We start from the raw sequence: 21,880 nt of genomic DNA on the forward strand, positions 1-21,880 counted from the left end.
TGGCGGAGTGTACGTCGTGTCCGTCCGCGTCAGCGGGCAAGGGCCCGCAGGTGGGCGCGGATGACCCGGACGGCGTTCTCCGCGTCGTCGACGGTGACCGTGAAGAGCTTCCCGTCGTCGAGCCTCAGCGCCACGCCCTCGCCGCGCCGGACGATGACCGCGGTGCCCTTCTCGGGGCGCCAGCGGTAGCCCCAGCCGCCCCAGTGCGTCGGGGTGATCCGCGGGACGAACTCGGCGGACGTCACCTCGGCGAGGCGGATCGTGCGGCGCGGCAGCCCGATGTGGCCGCAGCGGACCACGAGGGCCTCGGAGTCGACGGTGACGGCCACGTGCACGAAGGCGAGGGTGCCGTAGAGGATGAGGAGTCCGGCGGCGAGGCAGCCGACCACGGCCATGAGCAGCGGGGCGATGCCGTCGGTCCAGGAGCCGTCGACGGCGAGCTGGATGCCGAGCGCCAGGCAGGCCGCACCGGCCGCTGCGAGCAGCCACTGCACACGGTTGGAGGCCCGGCCCGTCCAGAGCGGACCCGGGGGGTGACCGGTCATGAGTAGCAGCGTACTCACGTTCCGCATGCGCGCCACCGCCTCTCGCCCGGTCGGTCGATGCATGGCGCACCTGCCCAGCTCTACCTGAACCAAACTTGAGGTCCCGGGGCGTTCCTAGCCGGGCAGGAGGCTCACCAGCGCGTCGCGCAGGCCGGGGCGGCGGGTGGTCACGAAGCGGTGCAGGGTCCGGGAGCCGAAGGCGACCCGCTGGGCGCTGCGGCGGCGCTCGGCGTCGTACGCGCGCAGGGCGGCGGGGAGCCCGCCCGGCCCGGCGGCGGCTCCGGCGACGGCGCGGGTCAGCGCCTCGGCGTCGAGCAGGGCGGTGCAGGCGCCCTGGCCGAGGTTGGGGGTCATGGCGTGGGCGGCGTCGCCGACGAGGGCCACCCGGCCGGCCGCGACGAAGGAGGGCAGGGCGGGGTGCAGGTGGCGCATCTCGTAGCGGATCCAGGTCGCGGGGTCGGTCTCCGCGAGGATCCTGGGGACGGGGTCGTGCCAGCCCGCGAAGGCCTCCCGCAGGGCGTCGGCGGTGGTGGCCTCGGGCACGGTGGCGTACCAGTTGGTGCGGCCGGGCTCGACGGGGGTCATCCCGAAGAACCGGCCCTCGCCCCAGGTCTCTCCGTACACGCCGGTCTCGAAGCCGGCGATCCCGATCCAGGCGACGGAGCCGATCGCGCGGGGCCCGCCGGCCGGGCCGAAGCAGGCGGTGCGGACGGCGCTGTTGATGCCGTCGGCGCCGACGACGAGGTCGGCCCGGCCGGCTTCGGGGCCCGCCGGGTCGGTGAGCCGGTGCCCGTAGACGATCTCCGCGCCGCCGGTCCGTTCGAGCGCGGCGAGCAGGGCGTCGATCAGGCGCGGCCGGGAGACGAGCAGTTCGGGCCGACCCGCCTTGCGTTCGATCCGTTCCAGCGGGAGCGCGGCCAGCACCCTGCCGTCGGGGCGGCGGATCCGGGCCTCGCGGTAGGGAACGGCGTGCGCCCGCAGCACCTCACCGAGGCCGAGCCGTTCGAGCGCGGCCTGGGCGGTGGGGTGGATGCCGAAGGCGGTTCCGTAGCGTTCGAGCGCCGTCCGCCCCTCCAGTACGGTCACCGCCCAGCCCGCGCGCCGCAGGCCGATGGCGGTGGCGAGTCCTCCGACGCCCGCGCCCACCACGACGGCCGTGTTCCCGCTGCCCATGACCCAACCCCCTCCGCTCCAACCGGCCACCACATCCGTGGTACTACATCTGTGGTACCACGGATGTGGTTATGCTGGCAACGTGAATGCGGGGAACGTGAACCAGGACCGTCGGGACCGGCTGCGGGACGCGGCCATCGCCGTACTGGCCGACGCGGGCGGGCGCGGACTGACGCACCGGGCCGTCGACGCCGCGGCCGGGGTGCCGACGGGCACGGCCAAAAACTACTTCCCGACCCGCGACGCGCTGCTGCGGGCGGTAGCCGAGCGCTGCCTGGAGCAGTACCGGGCGGTGGCCGCCTCCCTGGCGGGGGCCGGGCCCGGCCCCTCCGACGCGCGGGAGCTCGCGGCGCTGCTCGCGGGGCTGCTGCGGAACGTGGCCGGACCGGGCCGGGCCCGGACCCTGGCCTACCTGGAGCTCCAGACCGAGGCGACCCGGCGGCCGTGGCTGGCCGGGCTGCTGGACCCGATCGCCGCCTCGGACTTCGCGGCGTACGGGCACCTGCTGCGCACCGCCGGGCTGCCGGCCGGGCCGCGGAACGCCCGCGCCCTCACCCTCGCCCTGCACGGGGCCCTCCCGCACCTGCTGGCCGGCGCGCCGGACAGCCTGGCGGCGGCCGGGCTGGACGATCTGGACGCCTTCACCCGCGGCCTGCTGGCCGCCGCCGACCATCCCGAGGAGCCGACGCGATGACCGCCGACCCGATCACCCCCACCGAGCGGACCACCCGGACCGAGCGTGCCGTGGGCGCCGTACTGGGCTCCGCGGCGGGGGACGCGCTGGGTGCGCCGTACGAGTTCGGCCCGCCGGGGCAGTTCGGCGAGCGGGGCGAGGAGATGCTCGGGGGCGGCGGCTGGGATCCGGGCGAGGCGACGGACGACACGCAGATGGCGGTCCTGGTCGGCGAGTCCCTGCTGGAACACGGCGGCCTCGACCTGCCGGACGTCTTCGGCCGGTTCCGGCGGTGGGCGGCGGGCCGACCCAAGGACATCGGCCTCCAAACCGAGGACGTACTGACCAACGGCGAGCCCTGGGACCGCGCCGCGGCGCTGCACTTCCAGATCAACGCCCGGGCGGCGGGCAACGGTTCGCTGATGCGCGCGGCCACCTCGGCCGTGTACTTCGCGGGCAGCGGGCGCGAGGCGACGATGGACGCCGCCCGGCGGATCGCGGCACTGACCCACGGCGACCGGGCCGCCTGGGAGGGCACGGCCGTCCTGCACGAGCTGGTCCGGGTGGCCCTGGAGGGCGCCGATCCGCTGGCCGCGCTCCCGGCGACGCTCGACGCCGTCCATCCCGGCCACCGCGAGCGGTACGCCGTGGTGCTGGACCCGGCCTGGCACCCGGGCCTGGCCACCGAGTTCAACGGGGCGGTGTGGCCCTGCCTGGGCTCGGCGGTCTGGGCCCTGCGCACGACCACCGGCTTCGCGGAGGCAGTACGGGCCGCGGTGGACCTGGGCGGCGACACGGACACGGTGGCGGCGGTGACCGGCGCCCTGGCCGGGGCCCGCTACGGCGAACGGGCCGTCCCCGAGCAGTGGACGGCCCCGCTCCACGTCCCCCTCCCCGGCTTCGGCGACCGCGTCCTCGACGCGGACGGCCTCCGGGACCTCGCGCGTCGCCTGGTCTCGGCGGGCGAGGCGTAGGCAGGGGGAACGGGCCGGCGGGCAGCGGGGGGGGAGGTCAGCCGACGACGGCGTCGCGGCCCGCGAGGAGGCGGCCCTCCGCGTATCCGAGGGCGGCGGCCGGGAGCGTGCCGAGACGGCCGCTGCGCAGGACCGTCAGGCCGCCGGTGGCCGGCAGGCCGGACTCTGGGCGCGCGCCGATCCGGCGCAGCGCCTGGACGGCGACGGGCTCGGCGGATCCGTGGAAGACCAGCTCGGCGCCCTGCGTCCGCTCGGTCAGCGCGGCCCGGATGGCGCTCTCGACCAGCTCGTAGTGCGTGCAGCCGAGCACCACGTCGGTGATGTCGGCCGGGGTCAGCGCCGCGGCCGCGGCCACGGCGGCCGTGACGGCCTCGTCGTCGGCGGACTCGACCGCGTCGGCCAGACCGGGGCACGGCACCTCGGTCACCCGGGCCCCGGCGGCGAACTCGCCGATCAGCCCGCGCTGGTACGGGCTGCCGGTGGTGGCCGGGGTGGCCCAGATCGCCACGCGCCCGCCGGCGGCCGCGGCCGGCTTGATCGCGGGCACGGTCCCGATGACCGGGATGCCCGGCTCCAGCTCGGCCCGGAGGGCCGGCAGGCTGTGCACGGAGGCGGTGTTGCAGGCCACGATCAGCGCGTCGGGGCGGTGCGCGGCGGCGGCGCGGGCGACGTCGAGCGCCCGCCCGGTGAGGTCGGCGGGCGTACGCGGACCCCAGGGCATGCCGTCGGGGTCGGATGACAGGACCAGCTCCGCGTCCGGCCGCATCCGCCGCACCGCCGCGGCCGCCGCGAGAAGGCCGATTCCGGAGTCCATGAGCGCGATCTTCACCCGCCCACCTTAGTCGACACCCCTACGGCCACCGCCCCGACGTCCCGCACCCGTATCACCCCAAACCACCGCGAACCGCCCCATCCAGCCCGGCCCCGCCCGCCCTGCCCCATAGGAACCGGTCCGCAAGGCCGCGCCCACTCCCCCGACACCGAGCCCCATCCCTCCTCCCCCGGCCCCGCTCCGACACCCCAACGCGGGCCCCGCAGCGGACCCTGCCCGTCGGCCTCACCGACCGGCCCCGGCCCCGCCCCCGGACCCGACCGCCGAGCTCCGCGCAGCGGAAGCGGCGGACACCCGCGGCCGGATGCGCGACACGCCCCGCGGGGCCCGGCACACTGCCGCCATGGGCACCCTCATCGCCGCCTGTGCGGCCTACGCCTCACTCGCCGCCTGGCTCTGGCTCACGCTCGCCCAGGGCATGTTCTGGCGCACCGACGTCCGGCTCCCCCCGCGCACCGCCCCCGCCCGCTGGCCGTCCGTCGCCGTGATCGTCCCGGCCCGGGACGAGGCCGAGGTGCTGCCCTCGAGCCTGGCCTCCCTGCTCGCCCAGGACTATCCCGGCGAGGCCGAGGTGATCCTGGTCGACGACGGCAGCACCGACGGGACCGGCGCCCTCGCGCAGCGCCTCGCCCGCGAGCAGCCCGGGCTGCCGCTCACCGTCACCTCCCCCGGCGACCCGGCCCCCGGCTGGACCGGCAAGCTCTGGGCCCTGCGCCACGGCATCGCGCTCGCCCGTACCGCGCACGCCACCGAGCCCGAGTTCCTGCTCCTCACCGACGCCGACATCGCGCACGAGCCCGACAGTCTGCGCGAACTGGTCTCCGCCGCGACCTCCGCCGGCCTCGACCTCGTCTCCCAGATGGCCCGGCTGCGCGTCGTCGGCGTGTGGGAGCGGCTCGTCGTACCCGCCTTCGTGTACTTCTTCGCCCAGCTCTACCCCTTCCGCCGGATCAACCGCCCCGGCGGACGCACCGCGGCAGCCGCCGGCGGCTGCGTCCTGCTGCGCACCGAGACGGCCGTCCGCGCGGGCGTGCCCGACGTCATCCGCCAGGCCGTCATCGACGACGTGTCCCTCGCCCGCGCCGTCCGGCGCTCCGGCGGCCGGATCTGGCTCGGCCTGGCGGAGCGGGTCGACAGCGTGCGCCCGTACCCCGCACTGGGGGACCTGTGGCGGATGGTCTCGCGCAGCGCCTACGCGCAGCTGCGCCACCAGCCGCTCCTGCTCGCCGGGACGGTCGCGGGCCTGGTGCTCGTCTATCTCGTGCCGCCGGCCGCCCTCCTGTACGGGCTCGCGGCCGGTCAGCCGGGCACGGCGTGGGCCGGCGGCCTGGCCTGGCTGCTGATGGCGGGCACCTACCTGCCGATGCTGCGGTACTACCGGCAGCCCGCGGCGCTCGCTCCGCTGCTTCCGTTCACGGCGCTGCTGTACCTGCTGATGACCGTCGATTCGGCCGTGCAGCACTACCGGGGGCGGGGGGCGGCGTGGAAGGGCCGTACCTATGCCCGCCCGAGCGACGCCTGAAACGGCGAACTGCTGCCCGGAACAACGTCATCCGAGGTCACCGGCTTGTGACGCTGCGTCAGCACCAAGTCGGTGCACTGCACAACCGGTGGGTACGAGTGCGAACAAGACGGGGCGGAAGTGGCGAATCGTGCACGTGAACGTCAAGTGAAAGGCGGGGTCCTGACCTGCGAATATGCAGGTCAGGACGGTGTTGACGACACCTCGCTATGGACCCGGTGAAGTCGTGGGCTTAACTTAGGTCCCATGACCTCCCCCCGCTCCACTTATGGCGGCGGTTACTACTCCGCGCCCTCCTTCCCGGACACCCCCATCTACGACTCGCTCGTCGCTGAACGCGGCACTCCGCAGATCGCCCCGATCCGGGTTCCGGCTGCCTACGAGTCCCCCAGCGCCGGGTATTCGAGCGGTGGTTACCTGCCGGCCCTCGCGTCCTCCCTGCCCGCGCTGCCCCCGGCCATGCCGCAGCAGCAGGCACCCGCGTACGGCTACCCCTACCAGCAGCAGGCCGCGCCGCAACCGATGCCGCTGCAGCACGCGCCCGCGCCGTACATCCCGCAGCAGCAACAGCCGGCCCGCGGCGCGTTCGTACCGCAGCACCAGCCGCAGCAGCCCCGCCCGGTCGCCACGACCACCGGGTACGAGGCCATGCGTCCGGCCGCGCCGCGCCCGATGCAGGCTCCCGCGCCGGTCCCGGCCGCCGGGTACGAGGACCCGTACGGCCGCCCGTACCAGGGGCGCGGCTACTGACCCGAGCGGCGGATATCCGCTGGGGCCGCGGAGGGGGCGCCTGACAGGATGCCCCCATGTCGAACTTGCACGTCCAGGCGCTTCACGTCCATCCCGTCAAATCGGTAGCGGGGACCGCTCCCGACGAGGTGGCCGTGGAGCCCTGGGGCTTGTCCGGGGACCGCCGGTGGGCGCTGGTCGACGCATGGGGCACGGTCATCACCCAGCGCCAGCAGCCGCGGCTGGCGCTGGCCGCGGCGCGTCCGGCGGACGGGGACGGCATCGCGCTGTCCGCGCCCGGCATGCCGGAGCTGCTCGTGGAGGTGCCCGGGCCGGGGCCGCTGGAGCCGGTCGCGCTGTTCGGGAAGAAGGTCGAGACCGCGGTCGCGGCGAGCGAGGCGGCCGACTGGTTCAGCGCGTACCTCGGGGTGCCGGTACGGCTGGTACACCTGGACGATCCGGCCGTACGGCGGCCCGTGGACCCGCAGTACGCACTGCCGGGCGAGACGGTGAGCCTGGCCGACGCCTACCCGGTGCTGCTCACGACTTTGGCCTCGCTGGACGCGCTCAACGCGCTGATCGCACGGGGGGACCACGCGGCGGAGGGCCCGCTGCCCATGAACCGCTTCCGGCCCAATGTGGTGGTGTCCGGAGCCGAGGCGTGGGCGGAGGACGGCTGGCGGCGCATCGCGATCGGCGACGCCGTGTTCCGCGGGGTCCGCGAGTGCGGGCGGTGCGTCGTCACCACCACCGACCAGCGGACGGCGGAGCGCGGCAAGGAGCCGCTGAAGACCCTGGCCGCGCACCGGCGGATCGGCAAGTCCCTGGCCTTCGGCCGGCACCTGGTGCCGGTGCGGACGGGGACATTGCGCGTCGGCGACGAGGTCCGCGTCCTGGAATGACACCTTCGGGGGGCTCTGCCCCCGGACTGGAACCACCGGTGCGACCACGCCGTTGGAGCAGTCAGGACAGGACGGATGGCTGGCGAATGTGGGGGGAGCCGGACCGTGTGGACAGCAATGGGAGTGTGGCGCTGGCGGCGCAATCCGCTGCGCCGGCCGACCGATCTCTTCGAGGCGTGGGTGGCCTTCGCGGCGCTCGTGTGCGTCCTGCTGGTGGCTCCGGCCATCGGCTGCGTCGCGGGCATACAGGTCGACGGGACGCTCCGGCAGGCCGCGCTCGCCCAGCGGCAGGAGCGGCACCTCGTCCCCGCGGTCGTGGTCCGGCCGGCCGCGGACTCGGCGGCGGACGCGTCCGCCGACCCCTCGGCGCAGCGGACCACCCCGACCCGCACCCAGGTGGTGGCCGTGTGGACCGCGCCCGACGGCAGCAGCCACCAGGGCACGGTGCCGGCCGCCGAGGAACCGCCGCGCCCCGGCGAGCAGTTCCGGATATGGACCGATGCGCGAGGACGGGTGGTCGGGCAGCCGCTCGACCCGTCCTCGGCCGCCCTCCACGCGTCGCTGGCGGGCCTGGCCGCGGCGCTCGCGGCCGCCGTACTGGCCGAGACGGTCCGCCGGCTGGTCGTACGTAGGCTGGTGCATCGGCGGTACATACGTCTGGACCGCGCGTGGGCGGCGGCGGGGCCGGACTGGGGCCGGGCGGGCGCGGGCAGTTGACCTGGCAACTCACGGGCCCCGCGCGCGCTACGGTGGACCGGCCAGACCAGACCGGCCGCATCGGCGGCCCGGCGAGTACGAGGGTGGGGGCACGACAGCACCATGGCTCAGGGCACGGTCCAGGTGACGCACGGCGGAGCCTCGCGCTGGCGGCGCCGCTCCGGTGAGTATCCGACGCTGGCCGCGGCCCTGGCCGTCGCGGGCGACGGGGACGTGCTGTCCCTCTCCCCCGGCACCTACCGGGAGAACCTGGTGCTGAACCATGCCGTGACGCTGCGCGGGCCCGAGGGCGGTCTGGGGTCGGTGCGCATCGCACCGCCCGACGGGGTCGCGCTGACCGTGCGCGCCTCGGCCGTCGTCCAGGACCTGCACCTGGAGGGCCAGGACCGGGCCGCTCCCGCCCTGCTGGTGGAGGACGGCGCTCCCGAGCTCACCGACCTGCGGGTGAGCACCCGCTCGGCGGCCGGCATCGAGGTGCGCGGCGCCGGGGCCCGGCCCCTGGTGCGGCGGTGCACCGTGGAGAATCCGACCGGGGTCGGCATCGCCGTCCTGGACGGCGGCGGCGGGGTGTTCGAGGAGTGCGAGGTCGTGGCCGCCGGACAGACCGGGATCTCGGTGCGCGGCGGCGGCCGCCCGCGCCTGGAGCGCTGCCGGATCCACCACGCCACGGGCGCGGGCATCGGGGTCACCGGCGAGGGCTCGGGCCTGGAGGCGCTGGGCTGCGAGGTGTACGAGATCAAGGGCAGCGGGGTGCAGGTCGCCGCCCGCGCCACGGCCCGGCTCACGGACTGCTCGGTGCACCGCACCTCCGCCGACGGGGTCACGCTCGACACCGACGCCGTCCTCACGCTGGCCGGCTGCGACATCCACGACATCCCGGAGAACGCGGTCGACCTGCGGTCGCGTTCGGTGCTGACGCTGAGCCGGACGACGGTGCGCCGCTTCGGGCGCAACGGCCTGTCGGTGTGGGATCCGGGCACCCGGGTCGATGCCGAGTCCTGCGAGATCCACGACAGCACGGGCGACTATCCGGCGGTGTGGATCAGTGACGGGGCCACCGCCTCCCTCGACTCCTGCCGGGTCCACGACGTGCCGGACGCGCTGTTCGTCCTGGACCGGGGCTCGCGGGTCGACGTCGTCGACAGCGATCTGTCCCAGGTGCGCAACACCGCGGTGTCGGTGAGCGACGGCGCCACCGCGCAGCTCGACGACTGCCGGATCCGGGAGGCGGCCACCGGGGCGTGGTTCCGCGACCACGGCAGCGGCGGCACCCTCGCCAACTGCACCATCGACGCCGTGCAGACCGGTGTGATCGTCACCAAGGGCGCCGATCCCACCCTGGAGCGGTGCACGGTCACCTCCCCCGCCGAGTCCGGCTTCTACGTGTCGGCGGGCGGCCGCGGCAGCTTCACGGCCTGCCGGGTGACGGACAGTGCCGGCTTCGGGTTCCACATCCTCGACGGCTGCCGCACCACCCTCGCCCGCTGCCACACCGAGCGCTGTGCGCGCGGCGGGTACGAGTTCCCGGAGGACGGGCCGCTCGCCGAGGGCTGCACGGGCGACGGGTCCGGGCTCCGGCCGGCGGCCCAGCCGGCATCGGGCGGCGCCTTCGCCGGGGCGCGGGCGGAGGTCCGTACGGCGGGCGCGGCGCAGGGCCCCGTACCGCGGGCGGCCGAGGTTCCCGCGGCACGGCCGGCGGACGCGGGGGACGGAGACGGCGGCGGCCCGGCGGCGGCCCGCGGCTCCGGCGAGGTGCTGGGCCAGCTCGACGCGCTGGTCGGCCTGGACAGCGTCAAGCGCGAGGTGCGTGCGCTCACCGACATGATCGAGGTGGGCCGGCGGCGGCAGCAGGCGGGCCTCAAGGCGGCTTCGGTGCGCCGGCACCTCGTCTTCACCGGCTCCCCCGGCACGGGCAAGACCACGGTCGCCCGGCTGTACGGGGAGATCCTGGCCTCGCTCGGGGTCCTGGAGCGCGGGCACCTGGTGGAGGTGTCGCGGGTGGACCTGGTCGGCGAGCACATCGGGTCGACGGCGATCCGTACGCAGGAGGCCTTCGACCGGGCGCGGGGCGGGGTCCTGTTCATCGACGAGGCGTACGCGCTGGCGCCGGAGGACTCGGGCCGGGACTTCGGGCGCGAGGCGATCGACACTCTGGTGAAGCTGATGGAGGACCACCGGGAGGCGGTGGTGGTGATCGTCGCCGGGTACACGGCGGAGATGGACCGGTTCCTGACCGTCAACCCGGGTGTGGCCTCCCGCTTCTCCCGGACCATCACCTTCGGCGACTACGGGCCCGAGGAGCTGCTGAGGATCGTGGAGCAGCAGGCGGAGGAGCACGAGTACCGGCTCGGGGACGGCACGGCCGAGGCGCTGCTGGGCTATTTCACGGAGCTGCCCAAGGGGCCGGCCTTCGGCAACGGGCGCACCGCGCGCCAGACCTTCGAGTCGATGGTCGAACGGCACGCGGGGCGGGTGGCCCAGCTGCGGGAACCGAGTACGGACGAGCTCACCCTGCTGTTCCCGGCGGATCTGCCGGCGCAGCCGGCGCCTTGCTGAGCCGCTGACCGGGTACTCCCCCGCCCGGTGGCGCCTGGTCCAGGCGTGCGAGCAGGGCGTCGCGTTCGGCGGCGAAGGCGGGGTCGGCCTGGTAGTCGGAGTGGCCGAGGATCGGCGCGGGCAGCGGGTGGCGGGGGCTGCGGCCGTAGGCGACGGGGTCGGCGAGCGGGCCTCGGTCGACGTCCTGCGGGGTGCCGGGGAGCACCGGCCCGCCGATGGGGTCGGTGGCCCGCCACAGGTTGCGCCAGCAGTCGACGTCGTGGTGCAGGGCGGTGAGCGGACCGGGGCCGAAGTAGGCCGGGAACCAGCGGCCGTAGAGCCGGCCGAGCGGGGAGCCGTAGGTGAGCAGGGCGACCCGGCGGCGGACGGGCGGCGGCAGCTGCCAGACGGCCGCGGCGGCGAGCACGCTGCCCTGGGAGTGGCCGGAGATCACCAGGCGGCCGCCGGTGCGGCCGGTCCAGCCGGTCATCCGCCAGGTCAGGTCGGGGACGGCACGCTCGGCGTAGCAGGGCGGCGCGAAGGGGTGGGCGGCCCGCGGCCAGAAGGTGCCGACGTCCCACAGGATCCCGATGGTGCGGCGGGCGGCGGGATCGCGGTAGGCGCGCCGGCCCCAGGTGACGAACAGGACGAAGCCGAAGCCTATGAGCCAGGAGCCGGTGTCCTGGGCGGCTCGGGCGGCGGTCTCCAGGACCGGGCCGCTCCCGCGGGCCGCCTCCCCCGGGACCCGCCCCCCGATCCAGGCTCCGGCGAGTGCCCCCGCGCCGAGCAGCAGGGTGATTCCGGAGACGGCCGCCACGAACCACGGCGCGGAGTCGGTGAGCGCGGCGGCGGCCCGGGCGCCCGCGATGCGGCGGCTGCGCGAGCGGTCCGGCGCCTCCCCCGGGTACTCGGCGGCGACGGTCCCGGCGAGCCTGCGCGTGGTCCGGGCTCCGCGCACCGCGAACCAGGCGGCGACGAGCGCCAGTACGAGCAGCATCGGGGGCAGTACGGCGGCCTGCCAGGACAGCAGCACGGGCGGCCCGGGCAGCGGCGCACCGGCCATCCCGGGGGTGGCGCCCCCGTCGAGCCAGTCCGCGACGCGCTGCGCGACCCCGCCCGACATCACCCCGCCGAGCGCGCAGCCCAGCATGGCGATGGCGGGCCCGCCCAGGCCTCGCAGGGTGGCGGCCGGATCGGGGGCCCGGCGGTGCAGGGCGGCGGCGACCACGGCGAGGGCGAGCACGCACAGGCCCTGGCCGAGCATGAGCACGCCGAAGGCGAAGTCGCCGGGGAGCCGCCCGGCGGAGGTCCAGCCGGGGCGCGACCAGCAGGCGTACAGGAGTACGGCGAGGAGGAGCGCAAGGGCGGCGGCGGGCAGCAGCGTGACCGCGGCCTGGTCGAGCTTGCGGTCGGGCCGGGCCTCGCTGCGGCCGCGCCGGCAGACCACCCAGGCCACGCTGAGCCCCCCGGCGGCGATCAGCACCTCCAGCGCCCAGCCGAGGGCTTCGAGCAAGGGGGCGCCGACGGCGCGGTCGTGGCGGGCGGTGGGTGCGGCGACGGCCGCGGCCACGGTGAGCAGCCCGGCGGCGGTGTGGGCGGCGCGCAGCCGGGCCACGATCCGCCGCCCGTACCAGAATCCGGGGCGGCCGAGCGCGGGCGCGGTGTCCGAGGCCGCGTCCGGGTCGGGGGCGCCGGCGGGCGGCGGCTGGGACTCGTAGGCGCTCCACGTGCGGTTCGACAGGAACCAGAGCAGCCCGGTCAGCGCGGCGGGGACCAGCGCTCCGAGGGCGAGCCGGCGCCCGGGCTGGGCCCACCAGCCGCCGTCGGCGAGGAATCCCAGCCAGGAGCGGTCGGCGGTGCAGGTACCGGATCCCGCGCACTGCCAGGCGAACAGGTCGAGTGCGACCTCGCAGGCGGCCGCGATCAGCAGCACGGTCAGGCTGAGCGCGAGGATCCGTACGAGGACCCCGTACGCGCGGACCGCACGCGGCGCGGGGTCGGCGGCGGGCGTGGCCGGCCGGGCCCAGTGGGCGAGGTTGGCCACCATGAACGGCAGGAGCAGCAGCCACAGGGCGCGGGCGCCGTTTCCGGAGGTGAGCCGGGACCAGCAGTAGGCCTCGGGGACGGGCCGTCCGGCGTACCGCTCGGGTCGGGCTTCGGCGTCGGCGTCCTCGGTGCGGCGGAAGACGGCGGCGGTGGAATCGCCGGTGACGCGCACGGTGCGCGGATCGCCGAGCAGCTCGGCGGGGGCGGCGCCGGCGACGCCGTGGACCAGCAGCTCGAGGGCGAGCGGCGGGGGCGGACTCGGGCGCGGGCTCGGCGTCGGTGGTGGTGGTGGTGGTGGTGAGGGTGAGGGTGGGCGAGTCTCCGGGGTCTCCGGCACGGCTGGCTCCGCTCGCGGGGCGGGATCGGCGCGCTTCCAGCATCCCCCGCGGCAGGGTCCCGTGGCCAGGGCCACGCGCCGGTCGTGGGTGGAAAACCGTTCCGGCAGGGACATCTGACGGACAGCCAGTTAGGGTGACGCGCGCGACCGTTCGACGCGCACCAACGGGAGGTAACCGCCATGGCACGCCGACTCCGCCCGGTGGGGCTGGACTTCACCGAGACCGCGCCGGTCCGACTCGTCTTCGCCGCCGATACCGCGGCGCCGCCGGAGGCGGTGTACCGGGCGCTCGCCGAGGAGGTCACGGGCTGGCCGCGCTGGTTCAGGGCGGTGACGCTGGCCCGCCCCACGCACGGCGGCGCGGGCCGGGAGGTCCGGCTGATGGGCGGGGTGCGGTTCCTGGAGACCGTCATGGCGGCGGATCCGGAGCAGCGGTACGCCTACCGGGTGGACGAGACCAACGCGCCGGGCATGCGGGCCCTGTTGGAGGAGTGGCGGCTGACGCCCGCCGGTTCGGGCACACACGTCCGCTGGACCTTCGCCGCGGACGGCCCGGCTTCCTTCCGGCTGGCCCTGACGGCCGCCCGCCCGGGCCTGGGCCACTCCTTCCGCACGGCCGTCCGCACCCTGGACGGCCTGCTCACCGCCCGCCGCGCGACCGGCCAGTGACCGCCGCCGGGCAGTGACCACCGCCGGCCGGTGCCCCCGCCGACGGCTATCGGTTCCGTCGGCGTGAGCCCGCTCGGGCCGCGGGCGGTCAGGCGGCCGACGGCTCGCGCCAGGCTCCCGTGGTCAGCAGGGTGTCGATGGTCTTCGCGTACGGGGCGATGTCGAGGCCCTGCTCCGCCAGCCACGCGTCGGAGTAGTACTTGTCCAGGTAGCGGTCGCCCGGGTCGCACAGCAGCGTGACGACGCTGCCCTTGCGCCCCTCGGCCACCATCTCCGAGATGATCTTCAGGGCGCTCCACAGGCCGGTGCCGGTGGAGCCGCCCGCCTTGCGCCCTATGGCCGTCTCCAGCGCCCGGCAGGCGGCGACGCTCGCCGCGTCCGGGACCTTCATCATGCGGTCGATGGCGCCCGGCACGAAGCTCGGCTCCATGCGCGGCCGTCCGATGCCCTCGATGCGCGAGCCGCAATCGCTGCTCGCGTGCGGGTCGTTGTTGGTCCAGCCGTCGAAGAAGCAGGAGTTCTCCGGGTCCGGGACGCACACGCGGGTGTCGTGCTGCATGTAGTGCACGTAGCGCGCGATGGTCGCGGAGGTGCCGCCGGTGCCGGCCGTGGCCACGATCCAGGCGGGCTCGGGGTACCGCTCCAGGCGCAGCTGCTGGTACATCGATTCCGCGATGTTGTTGTTGCCGCGCCAGTCGGTGGCCCGTTCCGCGTAGGTGAACTGGTCCATGTAGTGGCCGCCGGTGCGGGCGGCGAGCTCCGCCGACTCCTCGTACATCTTCATCGAGTCGTCCACGAAGTGGCATTCGCCTCCGTGGAATTCGATGAGCCGGCACTTCTCCGGGCTGGTGGTGCGGGGCATGACGGCGATGAACGGAACGCCGATCAGCTTGGCGAAGTACGCCTCGGAGACCGCGGTGGAGCCGGACGAGGCCTCGATCACCGGGCGGCCGGGGCGGATCCACCCGTTGCAGAGCGCGTAGAGGAAGAGCGAGCGAGCGAGGCGGTGCTTGAGCGAGCCCGTCGGGTGCGTGGACTCGTCCTTGAGGTAGAGGTCGATGCCCCATTCCTCGGGGAGCGGGAAGCGCAGCAGGTGGGTGTCCGCGGAGCGGTTGGCGTCGGCCTGGACCTTGCGGACGGCTTCTTTCAGCCAGGCGCGGTACTGGGCGTCGCTGTGGTCGACGTCGATGGTCGTGGCCGTCGTACCGCTGCTACGGATGGTGCCCGTCGTTCCGCTGGTGCCGGTGGTGCTCATGCGCCGTGCTCCTTCGTGCGTGTATTCGCCCCCTGCTTTCGAAATGTACCTCCCTCACCTGCACAAACAGTCGCTTTGGGTTTCCATGCGGATCGCTTTCGATCGCGTTCGGTTGCACTGCGGGGCACCGTGGGTGACCCTGGTGGAGCATTACCGAGGGTGCAGCACCCGTAACACTCATGTCGGGGAGTCGCAGCCGTGATCAGTCATTCCAGAAGGCACTGCGTCGTCGAACTGCAGGCCTTGCCGGCGCGTATAGGCCAGATCCGCCGGATCGTTTCCGCGCAGTTGCGCCACTGGCAGTTGGATCCGCTCATCGACCGGGCCGCGCTCGGCGTGACGGAGCTGCTCAGCAACGTCCACCGGCACGCGCAGCCGGACAAGACCTGCACCGTGGAGATCGAGTTCCGCCTCGGGCGGCTCACGGTCTCGGTCATCGACAGCGATCCGCGGCTCCCGGTGCTCCGGGAGGCGGCGATGGACGCGCTGGAGACCTGCGGGCGCGGGCTCGCGCTCGTGGAGGCGGTCAGCGAGGCCTGGGGCGCCCGGCACCAGACGGACGGACCGGGCAAGGTGGTCTGGTTCTCGCTCACGGCGGCGGCCGCGCCGGTGACCGCGCCGCCCCCGGTACGGATCACCGCCAAGCCCGTACGGGAACCCGCCCGGACCGTACTCGTCGCCGTGGACCCGGCTGTCGTCTCGGCAGGCCTGTCGGTGGCGGCGTCGGTCGGCGCCAGGCCCGGGTAGCGCACGGCCGCCCCGGCCGCCCGGCGCCGAGCCCGCGACCGTCGGCCTGGGTCCGGCGAGGCCGGGGAGGATCCGACAGGGCCCGGGAGGATCCGACAGGGCCCGGGAGGATCCGCGAGGGCCCGGGAAGATCCGCGAGGGCCCGGGAAGATCCGCGAGGGCCCGGGAAGATCCGCGAGGGCCCGGGCCGCGCGGGCTACGCCGCCGTGCCCAGCGCTCCCAGCGGGTCGTCGAGCACCGGCTGCCACGCCAGCTCCGCCGCGCCGACCAGGCTGTTGTGGTCCAGGGTGCAGGGCAGGATCGGCACGCTCCCGCTGCGCCCCCACAGGCTGCGGTCCGCGACCACCGCGCGCAGCCGCTCCGGATCGGCGTGGAGCAGCTCCCGGTGCAGCCCGCCGAGGATGATCCGGTCCGGGTTCAGGATGTTCACCAGCCCCGCGAGGCCGAGGCCGAGCCGGTCGATGAGCTCCTCGGCGGCCGCCCGTACCGCCGGCTGCGCGTACTCGCTCCGCAGCAGGTCCCGCGCCTGCTGGAGCAGCGAGACCTCGGGGCCCGGGCTGCGGCCCGCCGCGGTGAGGAAGGCCAGCGGGTCCGCCTCCACGTCGAGGCAGCCGCGGCTGCCGCAGTGGCAGGCCCGCCCCTCGGGGTTCACCGTGAGGTGGCCGACCTCCAGGGCCAGGCCTGAACTGCCGCTGTGCAGGCGGCCGTCCAGTACCAGCGCCCCGCCGACCCCGCGGTGCCCGGTGGCCACGCACAGCAGGTGCTGCGCGCTGCGCCCCGCGCCGTGCCGGTGCTCGGCCAGGGCGGCGAGGTTGACGTCGTTGCCGGTCAGGGCCGGGCCGTCGATCCCGGCGGCCTTCACGCACTGCGCGAAGACGGCCCGTACGGGAGAACCGGCCGGCCAGGCCAGGTGCAGCGGGTTCAGCGCCGTGCCCTCCGGCTCGGCGACCGCCGAGGGGACCGCGAGGCCCGCCCCGACGCAGCGGCGGCCGGTCCGCGCGAGCAGTTCGGCTCCGGCCTCCACGACCGCGCCGAGCACCTGCGCCGGATCGGCCGAGACGGTGACCTTGCCCGGGGCGGTGGCCACGATCCGGCCGCCGAGGCCGACCAGCGCGGCCCGGAACCCGTCGGGGTGCACCTGCGCGGCCAGCGCCACGGGGCCGTTCTCGTCCACGGAGAGCCGGTGCGAGGGCCGGCCCTGGGTGCCGCCCGCGCCGCCGGGGCGCGAGTCGACGCGGATCAGTCCGAGCGCCTCCAGCTCGGCGGCGACCGCTCCGGCGGTCGCGCGGGTGACCCCGAGCTCCGCCGTCAGGACGGCCCGGGTCGGGGCCCGGCCGGTGTGGACGAGCTCCAGCGCCGGGCCGAGGGCGCCCCGGCCCCGCTCCAGCTTGGTCCGCGCGGACCCCGTGGAACCGGTCGAACCCGTGGAACCGGTCGAATCCGTGGAACCGGTGGACACCGTGGTCACATCCCCCACCCGCCGCGGGGCCCCGTTGCCGTTCATGCACCCGATCCTCGCATGATCGGAGGGTGCCGGACGCCTCCCGCTAGCCGAGCCCGCCGACCCGGAGCGTGATGTTCAGCCGGCCGGTGAGCCCGAGCCCTTGCGGGCCCGTGCCCGGCAGGACCTTCGGCACCCCGTGATAGGCCAGTCGGCTCGACTTCCCGAAGACGAACAGGTCGCCGCTGCGCAGCCGCACGTCCCGGTACGGCAGGCCGCGCGAGGCCGTGTTCCCGAAGCGGAACACGCAGGTATCGCCCAGGCTGAGCGAGACCACGGGCGCCCCGGACCGTTCCTCGGCGTCGCGGTGCATGCCCATGCGGGAGTCGCCTTCGTAGAAGTTGATCAGGGCGATGTCGTAGACGACCTCGGGCCCCGGCGGCTTCCCGTACGCGGCGGCCACCGCCTCCCGCCCGAGCTCGGCCAGCCATCCGGGCATCGGCTTGACCGGGGCTCCGTCGCCGTCGACGGCGGTGCGGGCGTAGCCGTACGGGTACCAGTGCAGCCCGAGGCACACCTGCCGGGCGGTCATCGTCCCGCCGCCGGGGGTGCGTACCGTACGCAGCCCCGCGGGCGGGCGCGCCCACGCGCGGCAGGCGGCCAGCAACTCCCGCTGCCGCGCCGCTCCGAGCCAGTCGGGCACGTGCACGGCACCCGGCGCGATCACGGTCCGCTCGCGCGGGAAGAGTTCCCCGTCCATGCCTTGATTGTGACGGGCCGGCTGACAGACTTCCCGCATGGAGATCACCGAATTCGTGAAGACCCTCGAGCGGGAGGGCGAGCTGCTCGCCGAGCTGGCGGAACGGGCCGGTACGGAGGCCCTGGTGCCCACCTGCCCGCAGTGGCGCGTCGCCGATCTGCTCCGGCACACCGGCTCGGTGCACCGCTGGGCGACCGGTTTCGTCGGGGAGGGGCGGGTGGAGCCGGTGCCGTTCCCGGACGCGCCCGAGCTGACCGACGGGGAGCTGCTGACCTGGTTCCGGGAGGGTCACGCGACCTTGGTGCGGACGCTGGCCGAGGCGCCGGCGGATGTGCAGTGCTGGACCTTCCTCCCGACGGCCCCGCCCTCGCCGCTGGCGTTCTGGGCGCGGCGGCAGGCCCATGAGACGGCCGTGCACCGGATGGACGCGGAGGCGGCGCTCGGTGTCGCGTTCTCGCCGGTCGCGCCGGAGTTTGCGGAGGACGGGGTGGACGAGCTGCTGACCGGCTTCCACGCGCGGCCGCGCAGCCGGGTGCGGACCCCGGAGCCCCGGGTGCTGCGGATCAGGGCCTTCGACACGGGTGCGGTGTGGACCGTGCACCTGTCGCCGGAGCCGGCCCGTACGGTGATCGGCGCCACGGACGAGCCGGCCGACTGCGAGCTGTCGGGCGAGGCGGGCTGGCTGTACACGGCCCTGTGGAACCGGCAGCCGCTGGCGGGGCCGGGGGTGACCGGCGACCTGGCACTGGCGCGGCTGTGGAGCGAGACGGCCGGAATCTGAGGCCGTCGGGGGGCCGGAAGCGGGGGCGCGGGGGTAGGGTCTGCTTGCTTCAGCGATCATGGGGGTAGCAGATGTTCTTTTCCACCGCGCGGAACGCGGCCGTGCTGGCAGTCGCCCTGGCGGCGTTCACCGTCTCCTGCGGCGCGGACCCGGCGGCTCCGCCCGCCGGCGCACCCGCGTCGTCCGCGCCGGCCGCGTCGACGCCCACTGCCGCACCCGCGTCCGGCTCCGCGTCCGCCTCCGCATCCGTACCGGCCCCCTCCGCATCCGTGCCGGCCCCCTCGTCCTCCGTCCCGGAGCCCACCGGCTCCGTGCCGCCCGAGAAGGTGCGGGACGCGTTCGCGGGGCTCCAGGCGACCCTGAACGACAGCTGCACCCCCTCCCAGTGCGCGTACTTCCTCGGCCGGGTCTACGACGAACTCCACCGCCTGGACCGCGCGATGAAGGCGGACCCGAAGGGACCCGGCCACTTCCCCGAGCCGATCGCGCTGATCGCGAAGCTCGACAAGGAGCTGGGCGGCGACCGGTCCTTCGAGAACCTGAAGAAGCACCAGACGTCGCTGATCGGCACCCGGGACAAGATCAACACCTGGATGCAGGGCCACCCGGACGACTACCGCTGACCGCTCGGACCGTGGTGCTCCCGGCCGCGGGGCGGACGGCCCTCAGCCGAGGGTCGCCGCGTGATCGGTCTGGCTGCGGAAGTCCCATGCCGGGCCCGTGTTCCACGGGTTGGGCATGCCCCCGCTGGTCGCGTACGCGTAGCCCGCTCCGCGCTCGAAGGCCGTGCGCAGGGTCGAGCGCATCGCGCCGGCGTCCGGTACCCCGTGGACCAGGTGCCAGAACGCCGTGCCGCTCGGGTCGAGTTCGGCGCCGGAGCGGTAGCCGGCCAGCGGGTCGAAGACGTTGCCGCCGAGCCAGCCGCCGCCGGTGTAGGCGGCGTAGGTGTCCTCGTAGGTGACGAAGACGTCCGCGGTCCGGCGGCCCGGCTCCAGGTAGCAGTCGGCTATGGCGGTGCCGGGGTTGTTGACGACGAGGCCGGGGGCCGCGGGGTCGACGGCGTTCATGGTGTCCTCGACGTAGCGGCGGAGCTCCGCGTAGTGGTCGCGGGTGGCGTTGCCCGGTCCGCAGTCGCGGCTGACGACGTCGAAGAAGATCCCGTCGACGTGGAGGCGGCCGTCGGGGGACTTGAGGTAGTTGTCGACGGAGGCCTTGACGGCGGCGGCGTCGCGGTTGCCGTGGTCGGTGTGGACGTAGCCGAGCACCTTGGTCTTCTCGCCGGTGGCCGTGGTACCGCCGCGCAGTGCGTCGGCGCGGGCCCGCCAGGCGGCGTCGAACGGGGCGTCGCCGTTGCCGGGGTTGAGGACCACCACGGAGGCGGCCGGGCCGGTGGCCGTGAGGTCGGCCAGCATCCGGTCGTTCGCCCAGACGTACGCGGGGACGGCGATCTCCAGGCCCCGCACGCCCGGCAGCCTCGGTACGGGTGGGGCGGTGGGGCCCGGGGCGGGCGGGATCGAGGGGGTACGGTCCGCGCGCGCGGGGTCCCCGCCGCGCGCCTTCGCCGGATTCGTGACGGCGGGCGACGGAGCGGCGAGTAACGCGGTGACCAGTACGGCGTACAGGGCCTTCACGGCGCGACGCATGAACGTTCCTCCGGCGGCGGCAGGGGGGTGTTCGACCCTTCGACCCGAGGAACACTAGACGGGCGGCCGTTGCTTCAAGGCTGAACCGCCCGCATTCATCGGACAAACAGAAGAGCGACTTGTCGCTGTATCGCGTGAATCCGCCCCGGAATCCGCAGGGTTCACCTCATACGGCGGGCAGCCCCACCCCGTGGGCCAGCTGGTCGGCGGCGTGCGCGAAGAAGACGGCCCGGTCCTCGACCACCCGGTTGAACTGGCCGAACAGCTCGAAGGAGACCAGGCCGACCAGCTGGGCCCAGGCGGCGACCAGCGCGGCGGTGACCTCCGGGGGCAGGCCCTCGGCGAAGTCGGCGGTCATCCGGACGGCTTCGGGGCGCAGGGCCGGCGGGAGCGGCGGCAGGGCCAGGCCGCGGCCCTCGTAGGCGGTGCGGACGATGGCGATGAGGGTGTTCCCGACCCGGGAGGCGGGTCCGATGGTGTCGGCGGGAGCGCTGTAGCCGGGGACCGGGGAGCCGTAGATGAGGGCGTACTCGTGCGGGCGCTCCAGAGCCCAGGCGCGGACGGCCTCGCAGACCGCGACCCAGCGGGCCCGGGGCGGGTCCCCGGCGGCGAGGCCGCGGGCGTCGGCCTCCTCGGCCGCCGCGCCGACGCTGTCGTACGCGTCGACGATGAGGGCGGTGAGCAGCTCGTCGCGGCTGGGGAAGTAGCGGTAGAGGGCGGAGGAGACCATGCCCAGCTCGCGGGCGACGGCGCGCAGGGAGAGCTTGGCGGCGCCTTCGGCGGCCAGCATGCGGCGCGCCTCGTCCTTGATGGCGGCGGTGACCTCGATGCGGGCCCGTTCCCTGGCCCCTCGCACGGTGTTCATGAACGTCAGTGTGCCATGCAGGTGGAGCACTGCCCAAAATTCGGAGCACCGATCTATTTCGAGAGCACTGCTCTTGCTTTGGCGCACCGATCCGTGCACACTGATCTCAAGCGAGAGCAGTGCTCTCTATTTGGATCACCGCACCGGAGGTCATCATGAACGCGTCCAACCCGTACTACGTCCAGGCCGGCCCGCTCGCCGTCCGCTTCAACTCGATGTTCGGCAAGCTGGCCCGGTTCGGCATCAGCCTCGCCGGTACCGCCGAGCTGTCGGTCCGCGGCCGCACGTCCGGCACGATGCAGCGGATCCCGGTCAACCCGCACACGTACGAGGGCGCGCAGTACCTGGTCTCGGCCCGCGGCCACTCCCAGTGGGTCCGCAACATGCGCGTCGCCGGCGGCGGCGAACTGCGGGTGGGCCGCAAGGTCCGCACCTTCACCGCCACCGAGATCACGGACCCCGTCGAGCAGGCCGCCATCCTGCGCGCCTACCTGGAGAAGTGGGGCTGGGAGGTCAACCGCTTCTTCCAGGGGGTCACGGCCAAGTCCTCCGACGCGGAGCTCCAGGCCGCCGCGGGCGACCACCCCGTCTTCCGCATCACGGTCGCCAACTGACCGCCCGCCCCGGCCACGCTCCCGGTCCCGCGTGCGGAGGCGGCCGGCCTACGGGGCGACGGGCCTATGAGGCGACGGGCCTACGAGTCGACGAGGCGACGGAAACGGGGCCTCGGAGTC

At 74.9% G+C, this 21,880-nt stretch carries 21 protein-coding genes; 12 read left to right on the forward strand and 9 right to left on the reverse strand.

Features of this window, described 5'->3' with window-relative positions:
- Positions 1–29 precede the first annotated feature (29 nt).
- Both ACFWP3_RS28430 and ACFWP3_RS28435 read right to left on the reverse strand, forming a co-directional pair.
- A complete protein-coding gene (locus tag ACFWP3_RS28430; protein ID WP_384226500.1) occupies positions 30–545 on the reverse strand; it encodes a hypothetical protein in 516 nt (171 codons plus the stop codon).
- A gap of 114 nt (positions 546–659) precedes the next feature.
- Positions 660–1,718, reverse strand: coding sequence for an FAD-dependent oxidoreductase (locus ACFWP3_RS28435; protein WP_384226503.1), 1,059 nt, complete (start codon positions 1,716–1,718; stop codon positions 660–662).
- A gap of 97 nt (positions 1,719–1,815) precedes the next feature.
- Between ACFWP3_RS28435 and ACFWP3_RS28440 the strand changes: the two genes are divergently transcribed.
- Together ACFWP3_RS28440 and ACFWP3_RS28445 are read left to right on the forward strand one after the other, a co-directional pair.
- Positions 1,816–2,412 carry a TetR/AcrR family transcriptional regulator gene (locus tag ACFWP3_RS28440; protein WP_384226558.1) on the forward strand — a complete coding sequence of 199 codons (597 nt, stop codon included), beginning with the start codon at positions 1,816–1,818 and terminating at the stop codon, positions 2,410–2,412.
- Positions 2,409–3,365 (forward strand): ADP-ribosylglycohydrolase family protein, encoded by a 957-nt coding sequence (locus tag ACFWP3_RS28445; RefSeq protein ID WP_384226506.1) that lies wholly within the window; start codon positions 2,409–2,411, stop codon positions 3,363–3,365. The genes ACFWP3_RS28440 and ACFWP3_RS28445 overlap by 4 nt, the downstream gene beginning before the upstream one ends.
- Positions 3,366–3,402: 37 nt before the next feature.
- On the opposite strand, the gene ACFWP3_RS28450 is transcribed toward ACFWP3_RS28445, so the two are convergent.
- Positions 3,403–4,194 (reverse strand): glutamate racemase, encoded by a 792-nt coding sequence (locus tag ACFWP3_RS28450; protein WP_384226508.1) that lies wholly within the window; start codon positions 4,192–4,194, stop codon positions 3,403–3,405.
- Positions 4,195–4,540: 346 nt separating this feature from the next.
- Between ACFWP3_RS28450 and ACFWP3_RS28455 the strand changes: the two genes are divergently transcribed.
- From ACFWP3_RS28455 to ACFWP3_RS28475, 5 genes are all read left to right on the forward strand, one after another.
- On the forward strand, positions 4,541–5,719 hold the full coding sequence (locus ACFWP3_RS28455) for a glycosyltransferase (RefSeq protein ID WP_384226511.1): 1,179 nt from the start codon (positions 4,541–4,543) through the stop codon (positions 5,717–5,719).
- 246 nt (positions 5,720–5,965) lie between these two features.
- Complete coding sequence (locus tag ACFWP3_RS28460) at positions 5,966–6,469, forward strand: DUF6643 family protein (protein ID WP_384226513.1); 504 nt, start codon at positions 5,966–5,968, stop codon at positions 6,467–6,469.
- Positions 6,470–6,525: 56 nt separating this feature from the next.
- The gene (locus ACFWP3_RS28465; protein WP_384226515.1) at positions 6,526–7,350 is read left to right on the forward strand and encodes an MOSC domain-containing protein; all 825 of its coding nucleotides are present in this window, start codon (positions 6,526–6,528) and stop codon (positions 7,348–7,350) included.
- 105 nt (positions 7,351–7,455) lie between these two features.
- Positions 7,456–8,067, forward strand: coding sequence for a hypothetical protein (locus ACFWP3_RS28470; protein WP_384226517.1), 612 nt, complete (start codon positions 7,456–7,458; stop codon positions 8,065–8,067).
- A 102-nt stretch (positions 8,068–8,169) separates the two neighbouring features.
- Complete coding sequence (locus ACFWP3_RS28475; RefSeq protein WP_384226519.1) at positions 8,170–10,623, forward strand: right-handed parallel beta-helix repeat-containing protein; 2,454 nt, start codon at positions 8,170–8,172, stop codon at positions 10,621–10,623.
- Here ACFWP3_RS28475 and ACFWP3_RS28480 read toward each other — a convergent pair.
- Positions 10,574–12,985: a hypothetical protein gene (locus ACFWP3_RS28480; RefSeq protein WP_384226521.1), complete on the reverse strand. Its 2,412-nt coding sequence runs from the start codon at positions 12,983–12,985 to the stop codon at positions 10,574–10,576. The genes ACFWP3_RS28475 and ACFWP3_RS28480 overlap by 50 nt on opposite strands.
- 180 nt (positions 12,986–13,165) lie before the next feature.
- Here ACFWP3_RS28480 and ACFWP3_RS28485 point away from each other — a divergent pair, with 180 nt between their 5' ends.
- The gene (locus ACFWP3_RS28485; RefSeq protein WP_384226523.1) at positions 13,166–13,654 is read left to right on the forward strand and encodes an SRPBCC family protein; all 489 of its coding nucleotides are present in this window, start codon (positions 13,166–13,168) and stop codon (positions 13,652–13,654) included.
- Between the two features lie 88 nt (positions 13,655–13,742).
- Here ACFWP3_RS28485 and ACFWP3_RS28490 read toward each other — a convergent pair whose 3' ends face one another.
- On the reverse strand, positions 13,743–14,909 hold the full coding sequence (locus ACFWP3_RS28490; RefSeq protein ID WP_384226526.1) for a PLP-dependent cysteine synthase family protein: 1,167 nt from the start codon (positions 14,907–14,909) through the stop codon (positions 13,743–13,745).
- Between the two features lie 198 nt (positions 14,910–15,107).
- On the opposite strand from ACFWP3_RS28490, the gene ACFWP3_RS28495 reads away from it, so the two are divergent.
- Entirely contained in the window at positions 15,108–15,656 is a 549-nt protein-coding gene (locus ACFWP3_RS28495; RefSeq protein ID WP_384226527.1) for an ATP-binding protein, read from the forward strand.
- A 196-nt stretch (positions 15,657–15,852) separates the two neighbouring features.
- On the opposite strand, the gene ACFWP3_RS28500 is transcribed toward ACFWP3_RS28495, so the two are convergent.
- Positions 15,853–17,160, reverse strand: a complete 1,308-nt coding sequence (locus tag ACFWP3_RS28500) for an ROK family protein (protein ID WP_384226529.1) — start codon at positions 17,158–17,160, stop codon at positions 15,853–15,855.
- A gap of 43 nt (positions 17,161–17,203) precedes the next feature.
- The gene (locus tag ACFWP3_RS28505; protein ID WP_384226531.1) at positions 17,204–17,857 is read right to left on the reverse strand and encodes an alpha-ketoglutarate-dependent dioxygenase AlkB family protein; all 654 of its coding nucleotides are present in this window, start codon (positions 17,855–17,857) and stop codon (positions 17,204–17,206) included.
- 37 nt (positions 17,858–17,894) lie between these two features.
- Between ACFWP3_RS28505 and ACFWP3_RS28510 the strand changes: the two genes are divergently transcribed.
- The gene (locus ACFWP3_RS28510) at positions 17,895–18,638 is read left to right on the forward strand and encodes a maleylpyruvate isomerase family mycothiol-dependent enzyme (RefSeq protein WP_384226533.1); all 744 of its coding nucleotides are present in this window, start codon (positions 17,895–17,897) and stop codon (positions 18,636–18,638) included.
- A 71-nt stretch (positions 18,639–18,709) separates the two neighbouring features.
- Positions 18,710–19,261 carry a hypothetical protein gene (locus ACFWP3_RS28515; protein ID WP_384226535.1) on the forward strand — a complete coding sequence of 184 codons (552 nt, stop codon included), beginning with the start codon at positions 18,710–18,712 and terminating at the stop codon, positions 19,259–19,261.
- A gap of 42 nt (positions 19,262–19,303) precedes the next feature.
- Here the strand turns inward: ACFWP3_RS28515 and ACFWP3_RS28520 are convergent, their stop codons facing one another.
- Both ACFWP3_RS28520 and ACFWP3_RS28525 read right to left on the reverse strand, forming a co-directional pair.
- Complete coding sequence (locus tag ACFWP3_RS28520) at positions 19,304–20,281, reverse strand: spherulation-specific family 4 protein (RefSeq protein WP_384226538.1); 978 nt, start codon at positions 20,279–20,281, stop codon at positions 19,304–19,306.
- Positions 20,282–20,447: 166 nt separating this feature from the next.
- A complete protein-coding gene (locus ACFWP3_RS28525; protein WP_384226540.1) occupies positions 20,448–21,146 on the reverse strand; it encodes a TetR/AcrR family transcriptional regulator in 699 nt (232 codons plus the stop codon).
- Between the two features lie 155 nt (positions 21,147–21,301).
- Between ACFWP3_RS28525 and ACFWP3_RS28530 the strand changes: the two genes are divergently transcribed.
- On the forward strand, positions 21,302–21,760 hold the full coding sequence (locus ACFWP3_RS28530; RefSeq protein WP_384226542.1) for a nitroreductase/quinone reductase family protein: 459 nt from the start codon (positions 21,302–21,304) through the stop codon (positions 21,758–21,760).
- Positions 21,761–21,880 lie beyond the last annotated feature (120 nt).

This window comes from Streptomyces sp. NPDC058525 (assembly GCF_042719495.1).
Classification (GTDB): Bacteria; Actinomycetota; Actinomycetes; order Streptomycetales; family Streptomycetaceae; genus Streptomyces.

What these genes read in the sequence shown, in the direction of transcription:
- ACFWP3_RS28430 (WP_384226500.1), bottom strand. Translation starts at nt 545, where the DNA reads ATGACCGGTCACCCCCCGGGTCCGCTCTGGACGGGCCGGGCCTCCAAC.
- ACFWP3_RS28435 (WP_384226503.1), bottom strand. Translation starts at nt 1,718, where the DNA reads ATGGGCAGCGGGAACACGGCCGTCGTGGTGGGCGCGGGCGTCGGAGGA.
- ACFWP3_RS28445 (WP_384226506.1), top strand. Translation starts at nt 2,409, where the DNA reads ATGACCGCCGACCCGATCACCCCCACCGAGCGGACCACCCGGACCGAG.
- ACFWP3_RS28455 (WP_384226511.1), top strand. Translation starts at nt 4,541, where the DNA reads ATGGGCACCCTCATCGCCGCCTGTGCGGCCTACGCCTCACTCGCCGCC.
- ACFWP3_RS28460 (WP_384226513.1), top strand. Translation starts at nt 5,966, where the DNA reads ATGACCTCCCCCCGCTCCACTTATGGCGGCGGTTACTACTCCGCGCCC.
- ACFWP3_RS28465 (WP_384226515.1), top strand. Translation starts at nt 6,526, where the DNA reads ATGTCGAACTTGCACGTCCAGGCGCTTCACGTCCATCCCGTCAAATCG.
- ACFWP3_RS28475 (WP_384226519.1), top strand. Translation starts at nt 8,170, where the DNA reads ATGGCTCAGGGCACGGTCCAGGTGACGCACGGCGGAGCCTCGCGCTGG.
- ACFWP3_RS28485 (WP_384226523.1), top strand. Translation starts at nt 13,166, where the DNA reads ATGGCACGCCGACTCCGCCCGGTGGGGCTGGACTTCACCGAGACCGCG.
- ACFWP3_RS28490 (WP_384226526.1), bottom strand. Translation starts at nt 14,909, where the DNA reads ATGAGCACCACCGGCACCAGCGGAACGACGGGCACCATCCGTAGCAGC.
- ACFWP3_RS28500 (WP_384226529.1), bottom strand. Translation starts at nt 17,160, where the DNA reads ATGAACGGCAACGGGGCCCCGCGGCGGGTGGGGGATGTGACCACGGTG.
- ACFWP3_RS28505 (WP_384226531.1), bottom strand. Translation starts at nt 17,857, where the DNA reads ATGGACGGGGAACTCTTCCCGCGCGAGCGGACCGTGATCGCGCCGGGT.
- ACFWP3_RS28510 (WP_384226533.1), top strand. Translation starts at nt 17,895, where the DNA reads ATGGAGATCACCGAATTCGTGAAGACCCTCGAGCGGGAGGGCGAGCTG.
- ACFWP3_RS28515 (WP_384226535.1), top strand. Translation starts at nt 18,710, where the DNA reads ATGTTCTTTTCCACCGCGCGGAACGCGGCCGTGCTGGCAGTCGCCCTG.
- ACFWP3_RS28520 (WP_384226538.1), bottom strand. Translation starts at nt 20,281, where the DNA reads ATGCGTCGCGCCGTGAAGGCCCTGTACGCCGTACTGGTCACCGCGTTA.
- ACFWP3_RS28525 (WP_384226540.1), bottom strand. Translation starts at nt 21,146, where the DNA reads ATGAACACCGTGCGAGGGGCCAGGGAACGGGCCCGCATCGAGGTCACC.
- ACFWP3_RS28530 (WP_384226542.1), top strand. Translation starts at nt 21,302, where the DNA reads ATGAACGCGTCCAACCCGTACTACGTCCAGGCCGGCCCGCTCGCCGTC.